17 protein-coding genes and 2 pseudogenes are annotated in these 14,594 nt (G+C 56.5%); 7 read left to right on the top strand and 12 right to left on the bottom strand.

What is annotated here, in order from left to right:
- Positions 1-33 precede the first annotated feature (33 nt).
- Together AB4Z52_RS18105 and AB4Z52_RS18100 are read left to right on the top strand one after the other, a co-directional pair.
- A pseudogene (locus AB4Z52_RS18105) lies at positions 34-442 on the top strand (transposase); the annotation flags it as partial.
- 541 nt (positions 443-983) lie between these two features.
- Complete coding sequence (locus tag AB4Z52_RS18100) at positions 984-1,616, top strand: DNA-binding domain-containing protein (RefSeq protein WP_442219382.1); 633 nt, start codon at positions 984-986, stop codon at positions 1,614-1,616.
- Here the strand turns inward: AB4Z52_RS18100 and AB4Z52_RS18095 are convergent.
- The 6 genes from AB4Z52_RS18095 to AB4Z52_RS18070 all read right to left on the bottom strand — a co-directional run bounded on the left by AB4Z52_RS18095 (position 1,530) and on the right by AB4Z52_RS18070 (position 4,820).
- On the bottom strand, positions 1,530-1,769 hold the full coding sequence (locus AB4Z52_RS18095) for a hypothetical protein (protein ID WP_442219381.1): 240 nt from the start codon (positions 1,767-1,769) through the stop codon (positions 1,530-1,532). The two genes, AB4Z52_RS18100 and AB4Z52_RS18095, sit on opposite strands and share 87 nt — an antisense overlap.
- 297 nt (positions 1,770-2,066) lie before the next feature.
- Complete coding sequence (locus AB4Z52_RS18090) at positions 2,067-2,411, bottom strand: BrnA antitoxin family protein (protein WP_442219305.1); 345 nt, start codon at positions 2,409-2,411, stop codon at positions 2,067-2,069.
- Positions 2,398-2,667, bottom strand: a complete 270-nt coding sequence (locus AB4Z52_RS18085; protein ID WP_442219304.1) for a BrnT family toxin — start codon at positions 2,665-2,667, stop codon at positions 2,398-2,400. The genes AB4Z52_RS18090 and AB4Z52_RS18085 overlap by 14 nt, the downstream gene beginning before the upstream one ends.
- Before the next feature lie 245 nt (positions 2,668-2,912).
- Entirely contained in the window at positions 2,913-3,380 is a 468-nt protein-coding gene (locus tag AB4Z52_RS18080) for a thermonuclease family protein (RefSeq protein WP_442219303.1), read from the bottom strand.
- 5 nt (positions 3,381-3,385) lie between these two features.
- Positions 3,386-3,721 carry a DUF736 domain-containing protein gene (locus tag AB4Z52_RS18075; protein ID WP_442219302.1) on the bottom strand — a complete coding sequence of 112 codons (336 nt, stop codon included), beginning with the start codon at positions 3,719-3,721 and terminating at the stop codon, positions 3,386-3,388.
- Between the two features lie 673 nt (positions 3,722-4,394).
- Positions 4,395-4,820 carry a cupin domain-containing protein gene (locus AB4Z52_RS18070; RefSeq protein WP_442219301.1) on the bottom strand — a complete coding sequence of 142 codons (426 nt, stop codon included), beginning with the start codon at positions 4,818-4,820 and terminating at the stop codon, positions 4,395-4,397.
- A 196-nt stretch (positions 4,821-5,016) separates the two neighbouring features.
- On the opposite strand from AB4Z52_RS18070, the gene AB4Z52_RS18065 reads away from it, so the two are divergent.
- Positions 5,017-5,424: a hypothetical protein gene (locus AB4Z52_RS18065; protein WP_442219300.1), complete on the top strand. Its 408-nt coding sequence runs from the start codon at positions 5,017-5,019 to the stop codon at positions 5,422-5,424.
- On the opposite strand, the pseudogene AB4Z52_RS18060 reads toward AB4Z52_RS18065, so the two are convergent.
- The 4 genes and pseudogenes from AB4Z52_RS18060 to AB4Z52_RS18045 form a co-directional block, all read right to left on the bottom strand.
- Positions 5,414-5,959: pseudogene (locus AB4Z52_RS18060) on the bottom strand (IS5 family transposase); the annotation flags it as partial. The gene AB4Z52_RS18065 and the pseudogene AB4Z52_RS18060 sit on opposite strands and share 11 nt — an antisense overlap.
- 84 nt (positions 5,960-6,043) lie before the next feature.
- Positions 6,044-7,174, bottom strand: coding sequence for an NAD(P)/FAD-dependent oxidoreductase (locus tag AB4Z52_RS18055; RefSeq protein WP_442219299.1), 1,131 nt, complete (start codon positions 7,172-7,174; stop codon positions 6,044-6,046).
- A 54-nt stretch (positions 7,175-7,228) separates the two neighbouring features.
- Positions 7,229-8,776 carry an amino acid ABC transporter permease/ATP-binding protein gene (locus AB4Z52_RS18050; RefSeq protein ID WP_442219298.1) on the bottom strand — a complete coding sequence of 516 codons (1,548 nt, stop codon included), beginning with the start codon at positions 8,774-8,776 and terminating at the stop codon, positions 7,229-7,231.
- Between the two features lie 99 nt (positions 8,777-8,875).
- Positions 8,876-9,718 carry an ABC transporter substrate-binding protein gene (locus tag AB4Z52_RS18045; protein WP_442219297.1) on the bottom strand — a complete coding sequence of 281 codons (843 nt, stop codon included), beginning with the start codon at positions 9,716-9,718 and terminating at the stop codon, positions 8,876-8,878.
- Between the two features lie 180 nt (positions 9,719-9,898).
- Here AB4Z52_RS18045 and AB4Z52_RS18040 point away from each other — a divergent pair, with 180 nt between their 5' ends.
- Entirely contained in the window at positions 9,899-10,990 is a 1,092-nt protein-coding gene (locus AB4Z52_RS18040; RefSeq protein WP_442219296.1) for a LacI family DNA-binding transcriptional regulator, read from the top strand.
- A gap of 598 nt (positions 10,991-11,588) precedes the next feature.
- On the opposite strand, the gene AB4Z52_RS18035 is transcribed toward AB4Z52_RS18040, so the two are convergent.
- Both AB4Z52_RS18035 and AB4Z52_RS18030 read right to left on the bottom strand, forming a co-directional pair.
- Positions 11,589-12,023, bottom strand: coding sequence for a VOC family protein (locus AB4Z52_RS18035; protein WP_442219295.1), 435 nt, complete (start codon positions 12,021-12,023; stop codon positions 11,589-11,591).
- The gene (locus AB4Z52_RS18030; RefSeq protein ID WP_442219387.1) at positions 11,933-12,232 is read right to left on the bottom strand and encodes a hypothetical protein; all 300 of its coding nucleotides are present in this window, start codon (positions 12,230-12,232) and stop codon (positions 11,933-11,935) included. Before AB4Z52_RS18030 ends, AB4Z52_RS18035 begins: the two co-directional genes overlap by 91 nt.
- A gap of 284 nt (positions 12,233-12,516) precedes the next feature.
- Between AB4Z52_RS18030 and AB4Z52_RS18025 the strand changes: the two genes are divergently transcribed.
- The 3 genes from AB4Z52_RS18025 to AB4Z52_RS18015 all read left to right on the top strand — a co-directional run bounded on the left by AB4Z52_RS18025 (position 12,517) and on the right by AB4Z52_RS18015 (position 14,577).
- Complete coding sequence (locus AB4Z52_RS18025) at positions 12,517-13,194, top strand: hypothetical protein (protein WP_442219294.1); 678 nt, start codon at positions 12,517-12,519, stop codon at positions 13,192-13,194.
- Positions 13,195-13,562: 368 nt separating this feature from the next.
- Positions 13,563-14,009: a helix-turn-helix domain-containing protein gene (locus AB4Z52_RS18020; RefSeq protein ID WP_442219293.1), complete on the top strand. Its 447-nt coding sequence runs from the start codon at positions 13,563-13,565 to the stop codon at positions 14,007-14,009.
- Positions 13,999-14,577: a PIN domain-containing protein gene (locus AB4Z52_RS18015; RefSeq protein WP_442219292.1), complete on the top strand. Its 579-nt coding sequence runs from the start codon at positions 13,999-14,001 to the stop codon at positions 14,575-14,577. Before AB4Z52_RS18020 ends, AB4Z52_RS18015 begins: the two co-directional genes overlap by 11 nt.
- Positions 14,578-14,594: the final 17 nt, after the last annotated feature.

Below are 14,594 nucleotides of genomic sequence, written 5' to 3'. Positions count from 1 at the left end.
GGACGAAAGGAGACCCAAGGCGCCGTCCTCTAGAAAACCATCAGCCAGGCGGTCGAAATCGGCGGCGTTGATCGCGACCGCATCTATGTCGACAAAGACTATCGCGGTCACAACTACAAGGGCGAGGCCACTGTCATCATAGCCGGCCAAAAGCGGGGACTGACCCACACTATACGTCGCGAGCTCAAACGACAATCGGCCATCGAGGCTTCCATCGGGCACATGAAAACCGATCGTAGGCTGGATCGAAACTATGCTCGGCCATATTGGCGATGCTGCCAATGCGATCCTCGTGGCCGCCGCGCACAATTTGCGCCTCATCCTCAGGGTTCTCATGCTTTGGCGCGTCTATATCATGACTGCGATCACCACAGCCGCAACGGGCATTGCCAAATCGGATACTTCGTCGCCATCTCGATACCCAAAAACTTCAATCGCTTAAGCGTTGTTCAGGGCCGACTAAATAATCCAGCCAGGCGTGCATTTTGTGTCGCCGGAGGCCCAGCGAAGGATGCCGTCGATGTACTTCTCCTTTGCCCAATTGTTTCCGCTATTAATCGTGACCTTAGAGCCTGATCCTGCCTTTTCGATTTTAGCGGAGAAAATATAGTTTGTAGCATTTGACGAAGCACGAGAAATGTTTGGGGAGACTGGGGTCGTAGTAGAAGTCGTGGATCCAGACATGTTGGACTGAGGTCATGCGCCTCTCTACACCGGCTTCCAAAGACCCCGATCGGGTCCCGGATCGGTACTCGTCTCCTGTGTCACTCTTTTTAATCGAGCGGACTGCATGTCTTGGTCGCGTAATAATAATCGCTCATTCTAATTGAGTGAACTTGAGTAGGTTCGGTGGAATTTTGGCCTGATTTGCAGCTCGATTTAAGGGTGAGCACCGATGGGCCGGAAACCAGACAAATTGGCCGTCGACGAGGCGGTATGGCTGGGCCGTGTCACGCGAGAAGGTTATTCGCCCCTTGGCTCTGATGTCCCGCCTTTCAGCCGCGCATGTCGGTAAAGCCTGCCGAGAGCTGGAGTTGGGCCAAACCCGTTTTTATAAGCTGCTGAACCAATATCGCGCATTGCCGGTCACGAGCTCATTGCTTGACGCTATACCGGGTCCCACCAAGGGCAGAGTGCTGTTGCCTCCGGACATCGAGGAGATCATTCAAGCGGCAATTCAAGACACCTACCGCAAACGCGAGCGGCCGACGATTACCGCTCTGCACGATCGGATACGGCAAGTTTGCCATGAACGCGGAGTCCGCGCGCCATCGTGGACGGCTGTCCGAGCGCGGGTAGACTGCATAGATCCCAAGATACTTTTGCGATGGAGGGAAGGAGCGAAGGCGGCAACCGAAAAGTTCGGCATTGTCGTGCAAGAATATAACGCCGACTGCTCTCAGATTATTCAGATCGATCACACGCTGGTGGATTTGTTCATCGTCGATGCGGTTAGCCGCAAGCCGCTGCAGCGCCCCTGGCTCACGCTGGCGATCGATATTGCCAGCCGCATGGTGGCTGGCTGGCTTCTATCTCAGCCTGGAAAGCCCGTCGTCGACATCAGTCGCCCTGGCGATCCAGCATATGGTAATGCCGAAAGCACCGTGGCCGCTTGACGGGTCCTTGATCACCTGTGAAACTTCAATCGGAACGATCTCGTCCTCAAGACGTGCACTCAGCGCCCGCTCATGGCTAAGAACAGCAAACTCGTCCTGCCTCGCACGCGAGATCCCATTTCTTCGTGCAACGAATTCGGCGGTCGCGATCATCGACGTATAGTAGAGAGGATACCTCACCTTCGCCCTGTAGATGCTCGCGGCCCCGTCGGCGTTGCGTCGCGACTTCAGGCGCTTGTGCAATCGCCTTCCAAGCCTGAGTATTGCTTCCCCTGTTTCGACTTTCTGAAAGGGGTTTCTCACTTCAATTCCTGTTGGAGGTTCCTGCAACGCTGCCTGACCGACGAGGTCGGGGGTAGCGAGGGCAAGGGTTTGAGACGGCGGGCACACCAGCGCATTGCGGAGCCTCGGGAACCGCCCCCGATATGCCGAAGACGCCAAATGGCGGGATTAGCCCGCCTTTCGATGCGCCTCCATGTATTTTCGGAGGACGGTGTTTATTCGGGTTTGATACCCCTTGCCGTTACCCTTGAACCAATCCAGCACGTCGTTATCGAGCTTCATGGCAATGGGTATTTTGGTCGGCCGGGTTATCTCCCCGTGAGCCCATTCGCTATCGCTCATGGGTAGGGCGTCCGGGTCGGATTGTGCCGCGCTTTCCACTTCCTGTTCAGTCATGGCATCAAGGCGGGCGAAATCCGTCTGGCCTGCTAACGGAACTAATGAGCCGTCAGCCTGACTTGCATAGGGTTTTCCCTCGATAAAGACAGCGCGGCCTTGTTTAGGGGCGTTCATAGCGTTTCTGCTCCCGTTGGTTAGCTTTCCGCGCGGAGATAAGCCAAGTGACTGGCCCGCGCTGCGTAAAAGTTATGTGGAAGATGCGGCCAAGGATTTTAGCGAGCATATTATAGCGCACCTCTCCATAGTTGTGGCGGTTATCTTCGGTAACTTTTCGATGGGCATCTTCAAAGGCCCCGAAAACATCCGCAAAATCAACCTTGTGCCTTTCAAGGTTGATTGCGTGTTTTCCGTCGTCCCAATCGAACTCCATAATGCTATGATGGGGTGGCTCAAGTGTATTGTCAATATTTTTGTCTATACTTTTTTCTTACATTCGTTAATCCTTAAATGCAAAAAGCCCGGAAGGTGCGGGACAGGGCAGAGCATGCCGCTACCGTTAGCGGTCGTGAAAAGCCCGCGTGGACGTTCGTTGTGCGGTGGTGACATTTCGGACCTGTCAGCAAGGGCATTCTCAAAGTCGGACAGAAGCAGGCGCAGAATTCCTGTTAATGACGTTCAGCACCAAGGCCGGTGCTTCGGCTCCCACGGCCAGACGAGCTGTTCGCGAGCCAATTGGTGACCGAGGTCACGACGATTGATTGAGACGAATGCGATCGAATTCCCGCGACGATCCGTGCTTACGCGGGCCGTTGTGAAGGTTGATCCCGTCAGGAGCTGGCCAAGCCTGACAGTTGCGCGCTCAGCGCTTTCCCTCTCTCCGACGCAGCGGGCGCGGTGGTTCGGCGCATCGATATTGACGATGCGGATCGTCTCTCGATGATTGCCCCATTTGCTGATGATGAAGTTATCACCAGCTGAGATCTGTAGCGTGACGGGTTCGCAGGTGCTGTTCTCGCAATAGGTTGCGTGAACGCTGAACCAGATATTGGCCGTCCGCGCTGCTGCTTCCGTCGGCGCGATGACTGCGATCGAAAGTAGCGCCGTGAATACGGCGGCTGCTAAATCAGAATGGGATCTTTCCACCGCGCTTAATCCCAGGGGATGACGGCCGTGAGGTCTTCGTCGTCCTGGCCAGGATAGCGGCCGAGATTGGCATTGAGCTTTCCGTATCCGGTGTTGACGGTCAAGGTAAAATAGTCGCCGCCGCTCTGGTTTTGTCTTTTCCAGATCCCGCCGATCTGTACGGGCTTGCCACGAGGGCTCTTGGCGAAGAGGTGATAGGCCGGCGCTTTGGGGTTATCACTACTGAAGGCCTCTCCAGTAATGTCGATGTCGTAAGACATCGAAGCGATGTTCCCTTTCAGGGTTTTCCTGTCCTTGGCAAACTGAATGTAATTCGTCAGTTCGGTTGTATTCATTGCCATTCAAGCAGTCTCCTTTGGTTCGGCTTGAAGTGAAGCTGACAATCGGTGCGCCTCACAGGTTGTCATGCGGTACGGCAGGCGAGAAATCCTGATAGGCCTTGTTACAACGGTAGTCGGAATCGCTGGGCGTGCGTCATTATCGATTGGCAGAGTGCGAAATCAACACCTGATTAGGATGTGGCAAATCGGCATAGGCCATATCATCGCGAAGGGTCGCCGTCCGAAGACACTTGACTGTGAAACGGCTTCGAAGTGTGACCCCGGCAAGCCGGACCATAGGCCTTTGGAATGGAAGTGAGATCGGCAATGCGCGCGGGGTCGCGTTCGGCGCCGATCGGGACCCTACGCAAGTTTAATATTTCTCTTCGTTGTGAGATGTTCATCTGGACTATCGGCGGGGTTACATTCGAAGCGTGTTTCACACCCTGACAGCAAGGGAATAAACAAAGCTCGACTCGCATTAACCCCGATGCCGCCGCTCGGCATTCGAGCGGTTCTGGCGAGCAAGCGTGACTTGACGGCCCGCACGGTCTCGTCCGTGCCCTCGAGCAGGGGCCTCAAAAGTCGTCTCCTTTCCAGAGACCTCGCCTCGCCAGCCTTCTCCCAAAAGCTCCGGCGTTCTGGCAAAAATTTCTGTTTCAAATGTCTTTATTTTCGCACGACGGAATACGTTTCAGGCCCTTCGATAGCCCGGGAGCGATACGTCTGCAACATCGGCGAGATTCACGACGATGTTTTCCGGTGAGCGGCAGGCAATCCACCATAGCTCCTCCGTCGTGCTCATATTGGCTTCAAGGTGGGGCAGGAATGGCGGAACGAACATGAAGTCGCCCTCCGACAGGTCAACGAATTCCTGATAGTCCTCGCCAAAATAGATACGAGCGCGACCCGATAAGACATAAGCGCCGGTTTCGGCCTCGCCATGATGGTGCGGCAAAGAGCGGAAGCCGGGCTTGTTGCTCGCCTTGCCGAACCAAAGTTTGGTTGCTGGCGTATGTAGTGGCCCCACACCCGTTACGAGCGCCAAACCGCCCGATTGACTTGTCCCGGTGTGCTCGCGGCCGCTCCTCGTCACCACGATCCGATCACGCGTAGCCATTTTCACTCCTACTGTTCGAATTTATTCGACGGATCGCCGATGACAGCTCGCGCGTCTCAACATCGCACCGTGGTCAAAAGTTGGCAACAGGCTCGGAAAGCCTTTCGCTCTCCGACACGTTTCTCTCAAAACGCCCCGCTTTTTAGCTCCCAAATCGGCCAGCAACATTCTTGAATTATGCGCCGGCCATTTCCTGTTGGCCCTTAGGGGCAGCTGCGGCTCGGAGCTTATCGGTTTTGATGATGAACTTTCCAAAGCCGACAACTGGGGCCAACGAGTGCATATCCTCTTAGACCGGGATTGCTTCGGCAATTATGCAAAGCGACTCGTCAATGAAGTTTCCAAAGTCGCACCGTCTAACTATCTGGGAGAGCCTATTAGCTGGCGCAGCCGACCGCTTCCGCCAGCGAACGGCGTCGAGGCAGTAGGGACCCTTGAACACGGACTAGAATTTCATACGCTCGAAGCCCTATTGGAATGCCATTTCGCCGTGGGGTCGGTGGAAAACCTCAACGCTCTTCGATGGTTAGGCTTTGCAGAGCAGAAGCTTCTCGCCTTTATGAATGAACGGATTTTAGTCTTTGATGTTGTGTCTAAGCGGTAGCTGTCACGCACCGGACGGATTTCGGGCGCGCGCATGACAGCATTCGATTGAGGATGGTGCAGCCGATGGCGACTTCCGTCTGTTGCGCGGCGAATGAGCGTGCCCTCAGTCGGTGTCCGATGATCGACTTATAGCGACCGATCGCGGTCTCGACCAGAGATCGCTTGCCGTAGTCGGTAGTGGCCTGCCATTTCATCCGTCCATCGGCGTTGATCGCAGCGATATGACGGTCTCGTTGACAGGAGAGATCGGTGTCCGGCCGTTCCACCGCATTGGCGCGTGGCGGAATGACCACCGCGCCGCCAGCGCTATGCTTGGTGACGGCGTCATAGGTCGGGTTGCCGTCATAAGCGCCATCGGCCGTGAACTGGCCAACGGGGTCGTCGATTTGGTCGAGCAGCGCCCCCACCTGCGTGGCGTCGCCGTCATCTTGGTCGGTCATGACGTGAGCGATGATCTCGCCGCTGTCGGCATCCAGCGCCAGATGCAGTTTCCGCCATCGCCGACGGGACTTGGCACCATGCTTTTCGCGAAGACTCACGCGCGATTTTTTGGCCTGACCGTCTAGCGCCATTGCCTTCAAAACCCTTTCATCGGCCTGGTTTAATTTGAGAGACATTCACTGTCTGCGAGAAAACCTTCCAGGTCGGAAACGGGCAAGCATGGGATGCTCCGTTCCGTTGGCAATTTCGCCGGCTAGAAGTTCGCCGGCAATGAGGCCGAGTGTTGCTCCGCTGTGGCTAAAAGCTACATAGTAGCCGCTGACACCATCCAGTTGACCAAAAACCGGCTCGCCGTCGCCGGGGATCGGCTTCGGGCCAACGCTGTAGCTCTCGAATTCAAGCTTCGGATTGCCTTCGAGAATCTTTGAGGCTTCCTCAAGCAGTCCCCGAACCGTCGAATCTTTGACTTCGTAAATCCCTCCCGCTTTGACGACAACCTCCTCTTCCGACCATGCGGAATCGAGCGCCAGCCCGCCATCCGGCATCGGGCGGATCGCGACACGCGGAGTATTGAGCACGGCTTTGAGCGGTATGCTTACGGGCTTGGTACGCACAAGCAACGCGACCGGGGTGGCGTCGGCAATATGCTGACCGCATTCAGCAACCATACCCGGAACCGCATTGCCCGTAGCCAAAAGGACCGCATCGGCGTCGAAACGCCTGCCGCTCGTCGTGATGATGCCGGTTGCCCGACCATCCTTCACCGTCACCGTGGCACGACCGGCTTCGGTGATGAGCTTTCCGCCACGCTCAATGAACTCGGCCGCTAGGATCGCTATGAGCGAGGGAAGCTCGACCCAGCCTTCGCCCGGATTGAAGATCGCTCCTTGGGGTGTGACCATTTTCGGGTCTATGCCCTGCGTGACGGCAACGACGTCGGCTGCAGAAAGATGAACTGCGTCATAGCCCAGGTCCTGCTCATGGGCGAAGACAGAGGCGATTTCGTTCGACGCGTCATCGGCGTCCCAAGTGAGGCCGCCGTCGAACCGCAACCAATCGGCATTCGGATATTTTGCCGATAGAGTCCGATAACGGTCGATACCGACCATGCGCAACTGGTGATATTCTAAAGAGCGCCTGCGGGAACTGTTGAGCCAGGCGAGCGAACGCCCGGAGGCGCCGCTGGCCAGCGGGCCGTCAGTAACGAGGGTAGTGGCGATCCCACGCCGCACGAGATTGACCGCGCTGGAAACCCCAAAAATGCCGCCGCCGACGACGACCGTTGAGATGGAAGAAGATGATGTCATAGAAGTATCTTTCACCGGTTTGACATTGAGTTGAGCGGTCCGGTTGGCGAGGGCTCATAAAACTTCCGCTAGGAAGTGTTTGAGACGCTCGCTGCGGGGATTGTCGAAGATCGCCGTGGGCGTATCTGCTTCGATGATGCGGCCTTCGTCCATGAAAACGACCTGATCGGCGACCTTGCGGGCAAAACCCATTTCGTGGGTGACGATCACCATAGTCATGCCGCGCAGACCGAGATCAGCCATCAGGTTGAGGACGCCCTTCACTAGTTCGGGATCAAGGGCACTCGTCACCTCGTCGAAGAGGATGACTTCCGGGTCCATCGCAAGGGCGCGAGCGATCGCCACACGCTGCTGCTGACCACCCGAGAGGCCACCTGGACGGTGATGTTTGCGGGTGGCAAGCCCGACATCGGTAAGGCGCGCCTCGGCGATCCGCTCTGCGTCTTGTCGTGGAAGCCCCTTGATCTTGATGAGCGAGAGCATGACGTTTTCAAGCGCAGAGTGATCGGGGAACAGGTTGAAATGCTGGAAAACCATGCCGACGCGGCGGCGCAGCTTTTCCGGCCTCATTGCAAGAATGCTCTCACCATCGAGAAGGACATCGCCACCCTTGGGCTCGACCAGACGGTTGAGGCAGCGAAGCAGTGTCGATTTGCCCGAGCCCGACGGACCGATGACGCAGGTGACCGTGCCCGGCTTGACGGTGAGGTTGACACCCTTGAGAACATCAAGGTTGCCATACGCCATGTCGAGATTGGTGACGGCGAGGCTACCGCCCTTGAAACGGGGTCTTCCGGCATCGACACTTTTGGAAGTCGGCGATTGATCGGTCGGAGACCCCACGGCACCTGCAAGCTCGCTCACCTCGGCGAGACCGCTGGTGACGGCGCCGCCCTTCTGTTTGCCGAGCCGCAGCGTGTTGTCTATGTAGTTGACCACATGCGTCAGCGGGACGGTGATGACAAGATAAAACGCACCTGCAAGAAGCAACGGCGAAAGATTGCCGGTCACGACCGCCTGGTCCTGCCCGACCCGGAAGATCTCCCGCTCGGAGGCCAGCAGACCAAGGAAATAGACGAGGCTCGAATCCTTGACATTGCCGATGAATTGGTTGACCAGCGCCGGCAGCACGCGGCGTATGCCCTGTGGGATCACGATCAATCGCATCCCCTGCCCGTAACTCATGCTCAGCGCGCGACAGGCCTCCATCTGTCCGCGCTCCACGCTCTGGATCCCCGAGCGGAAGATTTCGCCGATATAGGCGCCAGCGATAAGACTGAGCGCGAGAATGCCCAGCGGATAGGGCGACGGCCCGAAAATCTCACGCCCGATGCGCGCAAAACCCTGGCCGATCAGGAGAATGGTGACGATGGCCGGCAGGCCGCGAAAGATATCGGTATAGACCCGGGCGGGAATGCGCAGCCAGCGCGATTGCGAAATGCTCATGACCGCGAGCAGCATCCCGAGGATCACCCCGAGCACCGTCGAAGCCGCAGCCAGGATCAGGGTGTTCTTCAATCCGATGGTGATCATGCTGGGCAGAACATCGGCCATGGCCTGCCAGTCGAGGAAACTGCGGCGCAAGTTTTCTAGCCAGTTCATTCGGTCCCCTTTTCCATTGCGCGCTTAACACCCGCTCGAAATTCAAGTGCAGCAGCATCACCTGCGGCCGCCGGCTTTTACCGCCGGAGGCCGGCGCGGTCACTTCTTGGGGAGATATTCATCGGGCATCGGTGAGCCTGGGAACCACTTTTCGTAAAGTGCCTTCCAGGTGCCGTCTTGCATGGCTGCATGCAGCGCCGTGTTGAGCGCGTCGCGGAACTTGTCATTGCCTTTGCGCACGACGAAACCAGCCGGCGCATCGAAGGAGGGAATGTTAACGGCGATCTTCAGTTCCGGGTAACGCTCGCCATATTGCTTGGCGGCCTCGTAGTCGAGGAAATGCGCGTCGACCGATCCGTTGTTGAGCGCGGCAACGGCGGAGTTGTTGTCGGGGAATTTGACGAGATCCGTCCCGGTGAAATTCTTCGCCGCATAGATTTCCTGTAGCGTGCCTTGCACGACGCCGAGACGCTTGCCCTTGAGGCCGTCTGCTGAGGTTATCGCTTTGTCGGCGGTGAGGACCGAAAGATAGCCCGCGAGGTAGCCGTCAGAAAAATCGACTGTCTTCTTGCGCGCTTCTGTCGTGCCGATGGCTGCAACCGCCACGTCGAACCGTTCATTGGCAACTGAAGGCATCAGCGCCGAGAACTCCTGTCCAGTGAAGATCACCTGCTCCGGCTTGAAACCGAGACGGCCTGCGACATTCCGGAAGAACTCGACGTCGAACCCCGTAAACGTGCCATCCGCCTGGGTGAAGGCATAGGGCTTGGCATCGCCCATTGTGCCGACGCTGATAACCTTCGCATCTATGAGCCCGTAGGGGTTGTCGTCTGCTGCAAGGGCCAGCGAGACAAACCCGGCGCCGGCGCATGCCATCATGAGAGCCATTGCGCCGGCGCGGACCGGCGACATCAACGACTCGAGAATTCCAACGTTGGTCATATCTGGTTCTCCACTCTGAGGGTTGTTCTTTTTTGGCATTCTCGTCAGTCAGCGAATTTTTCCTCTTACTCGCCGATGATTGCAAAGAGACCGGTATCTTATTAATTGAGACCGGTCTCATTTGATAAGTGTTAGTTCCACATTGACCTTCCGTCAACAACTCTTGTAGTCCTTCAGCACATGAAAAATTCAACGCAAAAACCGCGCTCAGTAACCGTCAACGACGTCGCCCGGGAGGCCAAGGTGTCAAAAGCCACCGCCGCACGCGTCCTGGGCGGCTACGGCGTCGTCAGCGACAAGGTGCGGTCCGACGTCATGACAGCGGCGAAATCGCTGGATTATCGACCGAACGAACTGGCCCGCAGCATGACAACCGGTAAGTCCGGAATCATCGGCGTCGTCGTCGGCGACATAGAGAACCCGTTCTTCAGCCTGGCGGTGCGCGGCATATCCGATGCGGCAAGGGCTGCGGGCTTCAATGTCATTCTCGCCAACTCCGGCGAGCAGATAGAGGTGGAAAAAGCGGCGGTGCGGCTGCTAATCAGCAAACGTGTAGACGGGCTGATAGTGACGCCATCGGAATCTCGAGACGTATCGCACCTGCGCGACATCAATCGCTCAGGCCGACCGCTCGCCCTGCTCGACCGGGCCCTGCCCGACCTGGATGTCGATACGGTCACCGTCGACGACCTCGATGTTGCGATGCGGGCAACCCGGGTTCTGGTGGATGCCGGCCATCGCAACATCGCTTATGTGACGGCAGTCGATGCGCAGGGAAATGAATTCCGGGATCTCGGGCAGATCTACACGTCGTCGGTACGAGAGCGCATCCAGGGCTTTCTCACCGTCTGCAGCGACGCCGGCATAGACCGGCCTGAGCGCCATGTCCGGCTCGGCGCGACGAGCCCGGAGGAGACCCGAAAGGTGGTGATGTGCATGCTGTCCACGCCGGACCGACCAACCGCCATCCTCGCCTCCGACAGCTTAATCGGTCTTGAGATCTTCAAGGTCATTCGAGCGCTCGGCCTGAGCGTTCCTGAAGATATTTCGCTGATCACCTTCCATGATGCTGATTGGACGAGCGTCACCACTCCACCCATTACTGTCGTTGATCAGCCGGTCTATGAACTTGGGAAAAGTGTTGCAGAATTGCTTATCCGTCGTTTGAAAGGTGAAATGCGGCCGGCCGAGCGATTGGTTCTACCGACCTCGATCATCGAGAGAGGGTCCGTCGGAGTGCCCTCAATGAAGCCGAGTGCCACCAAGAGATAAGGTCTCGCTGAGGCGGATTGTGGCCAGCACGCCAACGAGGAAGACTGTTGCGAGCGCGAGCTGACCTTGTTGAGCGCGGCGTGCTTTACAGCGAATAACCTGGAGCGATTTCAAATAGTTGGTATTTGACCGGCGTCATTGAGATGTGATCTGCGGCGGTCTCTACGGTGAAAATTTGTGGGCCCGGCAGCATTTCGACGGGACGGCAATCAAACGCTTGGTCGTGATAGATGAAGTCTTTTTTCTGTGAGCTTTTCGCTTGATCTGAAGACGCTGATTTAGGGAGCGCGCGACTGTGGTAAGGACAGCGAGGCAGGCGCTAGCCGAGCCCCGGTTGGTTCCGTTCCCATTGAGACCTTATGCGAAGTTCGGAGCACGGATGGAGAACATACCTTAGCGCCCACGCTTCGCCATGCAGCATTGGTCGACCACCAGTTGCGGGCCTCGGTAACCTAGCCGAAGACGCACCTACCTCGCGTCCGAGGGGTCAGTGCTTGCTGCGGATCCACACGATAATGCACGAGATCTCGCATATTCTACCTAAGCATATCCCTACCCGCGTCGCCAATTCGCTCAGCCGCGTCAAAGAATCAAAAACTTACCCGCCACTACTTATAAATAAGCGACGGCCATCCGGATCTTGGAAGATCATTCTCGTGGCACCGTTCACCACATCGATGTCCTTTAGAATCGTGACTGCTCTTTCTAGAAGGAGACTTTTCACGGCAGCGAGATCCTTTACCACGAAACCAAGCATCATTGACTCGGCTACTCTGCGCTCGTCGGCAGGATAAATTTCAATGACGAGATCTCCTGTTGTATGGGAGAAGTGGATTGGACCGTCGCCATGCCTTTCTTTCTCAAATTTGAGCCCCAGCGCTTCGTATACCGGGACCGTTCGATCCAGCTGTTTGGCATAAAGTGTGAGAAATTTGAAGCTCCTTACCCCTCCTGATAGTTGACTTTCTTTTTTCCAGCTCGTCCATAAAGCGCAAACCCAATGGGTAAGAGTAGCAGCGATGGCACAACGCACATTGACACCGGAGCCACAGCTTGCCCTGCGATCGGCCAATAGAGATAAAGCAAGAAGGGCGCAAGAAACTGCCCGAGGAAGCCAGCAGCAACGGCATTTCCTATCATTGCGCCCTGTTCCTTTGGAGAGAAAGCGTCCCTGATCATGCCAAAAATTGTAGGCATGATATGGCTGAGCGACATTCCTACGAGTGCCAGGAACAGCAACACGAAGGGCGATTTTCCTGCGATGAGTAGGCCTAGTGAGGCAATGGGAGAAGAGAAGAGCGTTGCGAGTTCGTGACGCTGGGGGTCTGATAGGAATGATTCAACTCTAGCGGACGAGCGACGCGACTTAGCGCCGACACCAGACAACGAGGCTCCCCTTCCCTTTGACCTCTCGGCATCCGTGGAAAGCGAGGAGAGAAGGGCTGATGGCGAAATCGAGGTCAGGAGGATTCCGAGTTGATAAATGCTATGTCGGTGAGAAAATAAGGGAAGTAGGATTCGCTCGCATGGATATCGCTCGCAAGACCACTGTGACCTCGTTCCTGGCTTTCATCTCGCTGAGCGTGCCCGCGTTCGCGGATCCATCGATTCCCGATAGCCGCATCAGTCGCCTTGAGACCCTCGCCCTATTGAATGGCTTGAACGCCGACCTCCTTGGTCACGATAGCGCGACGCTCACATTGGACAGATGGTGCGAGACGCATCATCTGTCGTCAGACTCAAAGATCGTGGCCGAGCAAGACAACAGTACCCAAAAAAATGCGGACGCGGATGTGCGAAAGCTGCTTCACGTTGACGCAAACGATCTGGTCAAATACCGGCACGTGAAGCTTTCTTGTGGAGACCATGTCTTGTCGGAAGCGGACAACTGGTACGTCCCGGGTCGCTTGACGCCGGAAATGAACCACGTCCTTGAGGCGACGAATACCGCGTTTGGCCGCGCGGTCCAGGCACTGCATTTTGAAAGGCACACATTGTCAGCGGAGGTGTTATGGAAGCCCCTACCCGATGGATGGGAAATGGGCGCGGCGCTGCCACCGTCATCGGGAGATCGACTCAAGGTGCCCAAATACGTCATCCAACATAAGGCGTTTTTGACCGGGCCGGATGGCCTTCCTTTCAGTGCCCTGATTGAGACCTATACGGACGAAGTGCTCGATTTCCCATTTCCGGCTTCAAAATAGCCCTGCCATCCACAACATCTGGCGAGTTTCTCACGCCGAACTGCTCGGGATGAACAATTGGAGCAGCTCCCGCCTCCGTGATACTACGATGCAAATGGGGGTGGGTTTCTACCGAGAGGATTTGAACCAGCAACCGCGAAAAGCCCGGCTATAATTTTGCTATCGTTCAGAGGCTTACATTGGTCGCCTTGATAGGATTCGAACCTATCGCGACGTCGTCCAATGGATTAGATATTTGATTTAGAGATGAAATTCTAAGCGGCTTCGGTCAGACGGCTAAATCCATTAACTCAATCGCATTTCGCAAACTTTCAGTTATTGCACTTATCGACTACGGCTACTATATTGACGATCCAGGAGATATTGCCATGGCCAGCCAAATCGTTCACTTCGCCGGACTGTCGGATCGCGATCGCAAGGCGGCTTCACCTCTGCCGAAACTGGGCGCGGGCGACAGGCTGGAACTTCATGTTCGTCATAAAGGCGGCAAGGAACAGATGCTTTCGATACCGCCGTCGGCCACCGCGGCAGTTGAGGCGCTTTTGGCGCACATGCTACGCGGCGAACGTGTCGCCGTGCTGGCCGAAGACCAAGAACTGAGCCCGACCGAGGTGGCAGCCATTCTCGGCATCTCTCGTCCCCTCGTCGTCCTGCGTATGGATCGTGGCGATCTGCCATTCCGCTACGTGGGCAAACATCGCCGTGCTCTTCTAAAGGATGTGCTCGGGCTGAAATCCAGGCTCGACGTTCGTCAAGCGGCGGTCGACGCGCTTGCCGAAGATACCGAGGACTTGATCCAGTCCAATGGCCTCTAAACCGCCTGTCGCGGTCTATGATGCCTGCGTCCTCTATCCCTTTCATCTGCGGAATGTCCTGATCCAGTGCGCCTTTGATGGCCTTGTCGAGGCACGCTGGACTGACGATATCCATGGCGAGTGGATGCGCAATCTTGCCGCCAACACACCGGGTTTGTCCATGGAACGCCTGGAGCTTACGCGCGACCGAATGAAGGCCGTCCTCCCGGAGGCGGACGTGGTGAACTATCGGCCGTTGACCGTGGACCTTAAACTACCTGACTTTGACGATCGGCATGTACTCGCCGCTGCCATTGCTGGAAAAGCTTCTAACATCGTCACCTGGAACCTCAAGGATTTTCCGAGACGAGACCTGCGTCCTTACGGCGTGACGAGCAAGTCGCCAGATGATTTCCTGGCTGACCTTCATATTACGTTTCCCGATGCGCTTCTTTCGAGTGCCAGACTAGCGCGGCTTAATCTGCGCAAGACAACGCCAACGGTTGAAGGGTTTATCGACGCGCTTCAGCAAAATGGGCTGAAGAAATTTGCAACGATGCTCCGCCAGAACATCAACTCGCTGGACTGATCCGGATGATCCGATCA

It is taken from the genome of Rhizobium sp. 2YAF20 (assembly GCF_052114685.1).
Lineage (GTDB): Bacteria > Pseudomonadota > Alphaproteobacteria > Rhizobiales > Rhizobiaceae > Rhizobium.
Note: the sequence above shows the minus strand (reverse complement) of the source record. Positions and strands in the feature narration are given on the sequence as shown.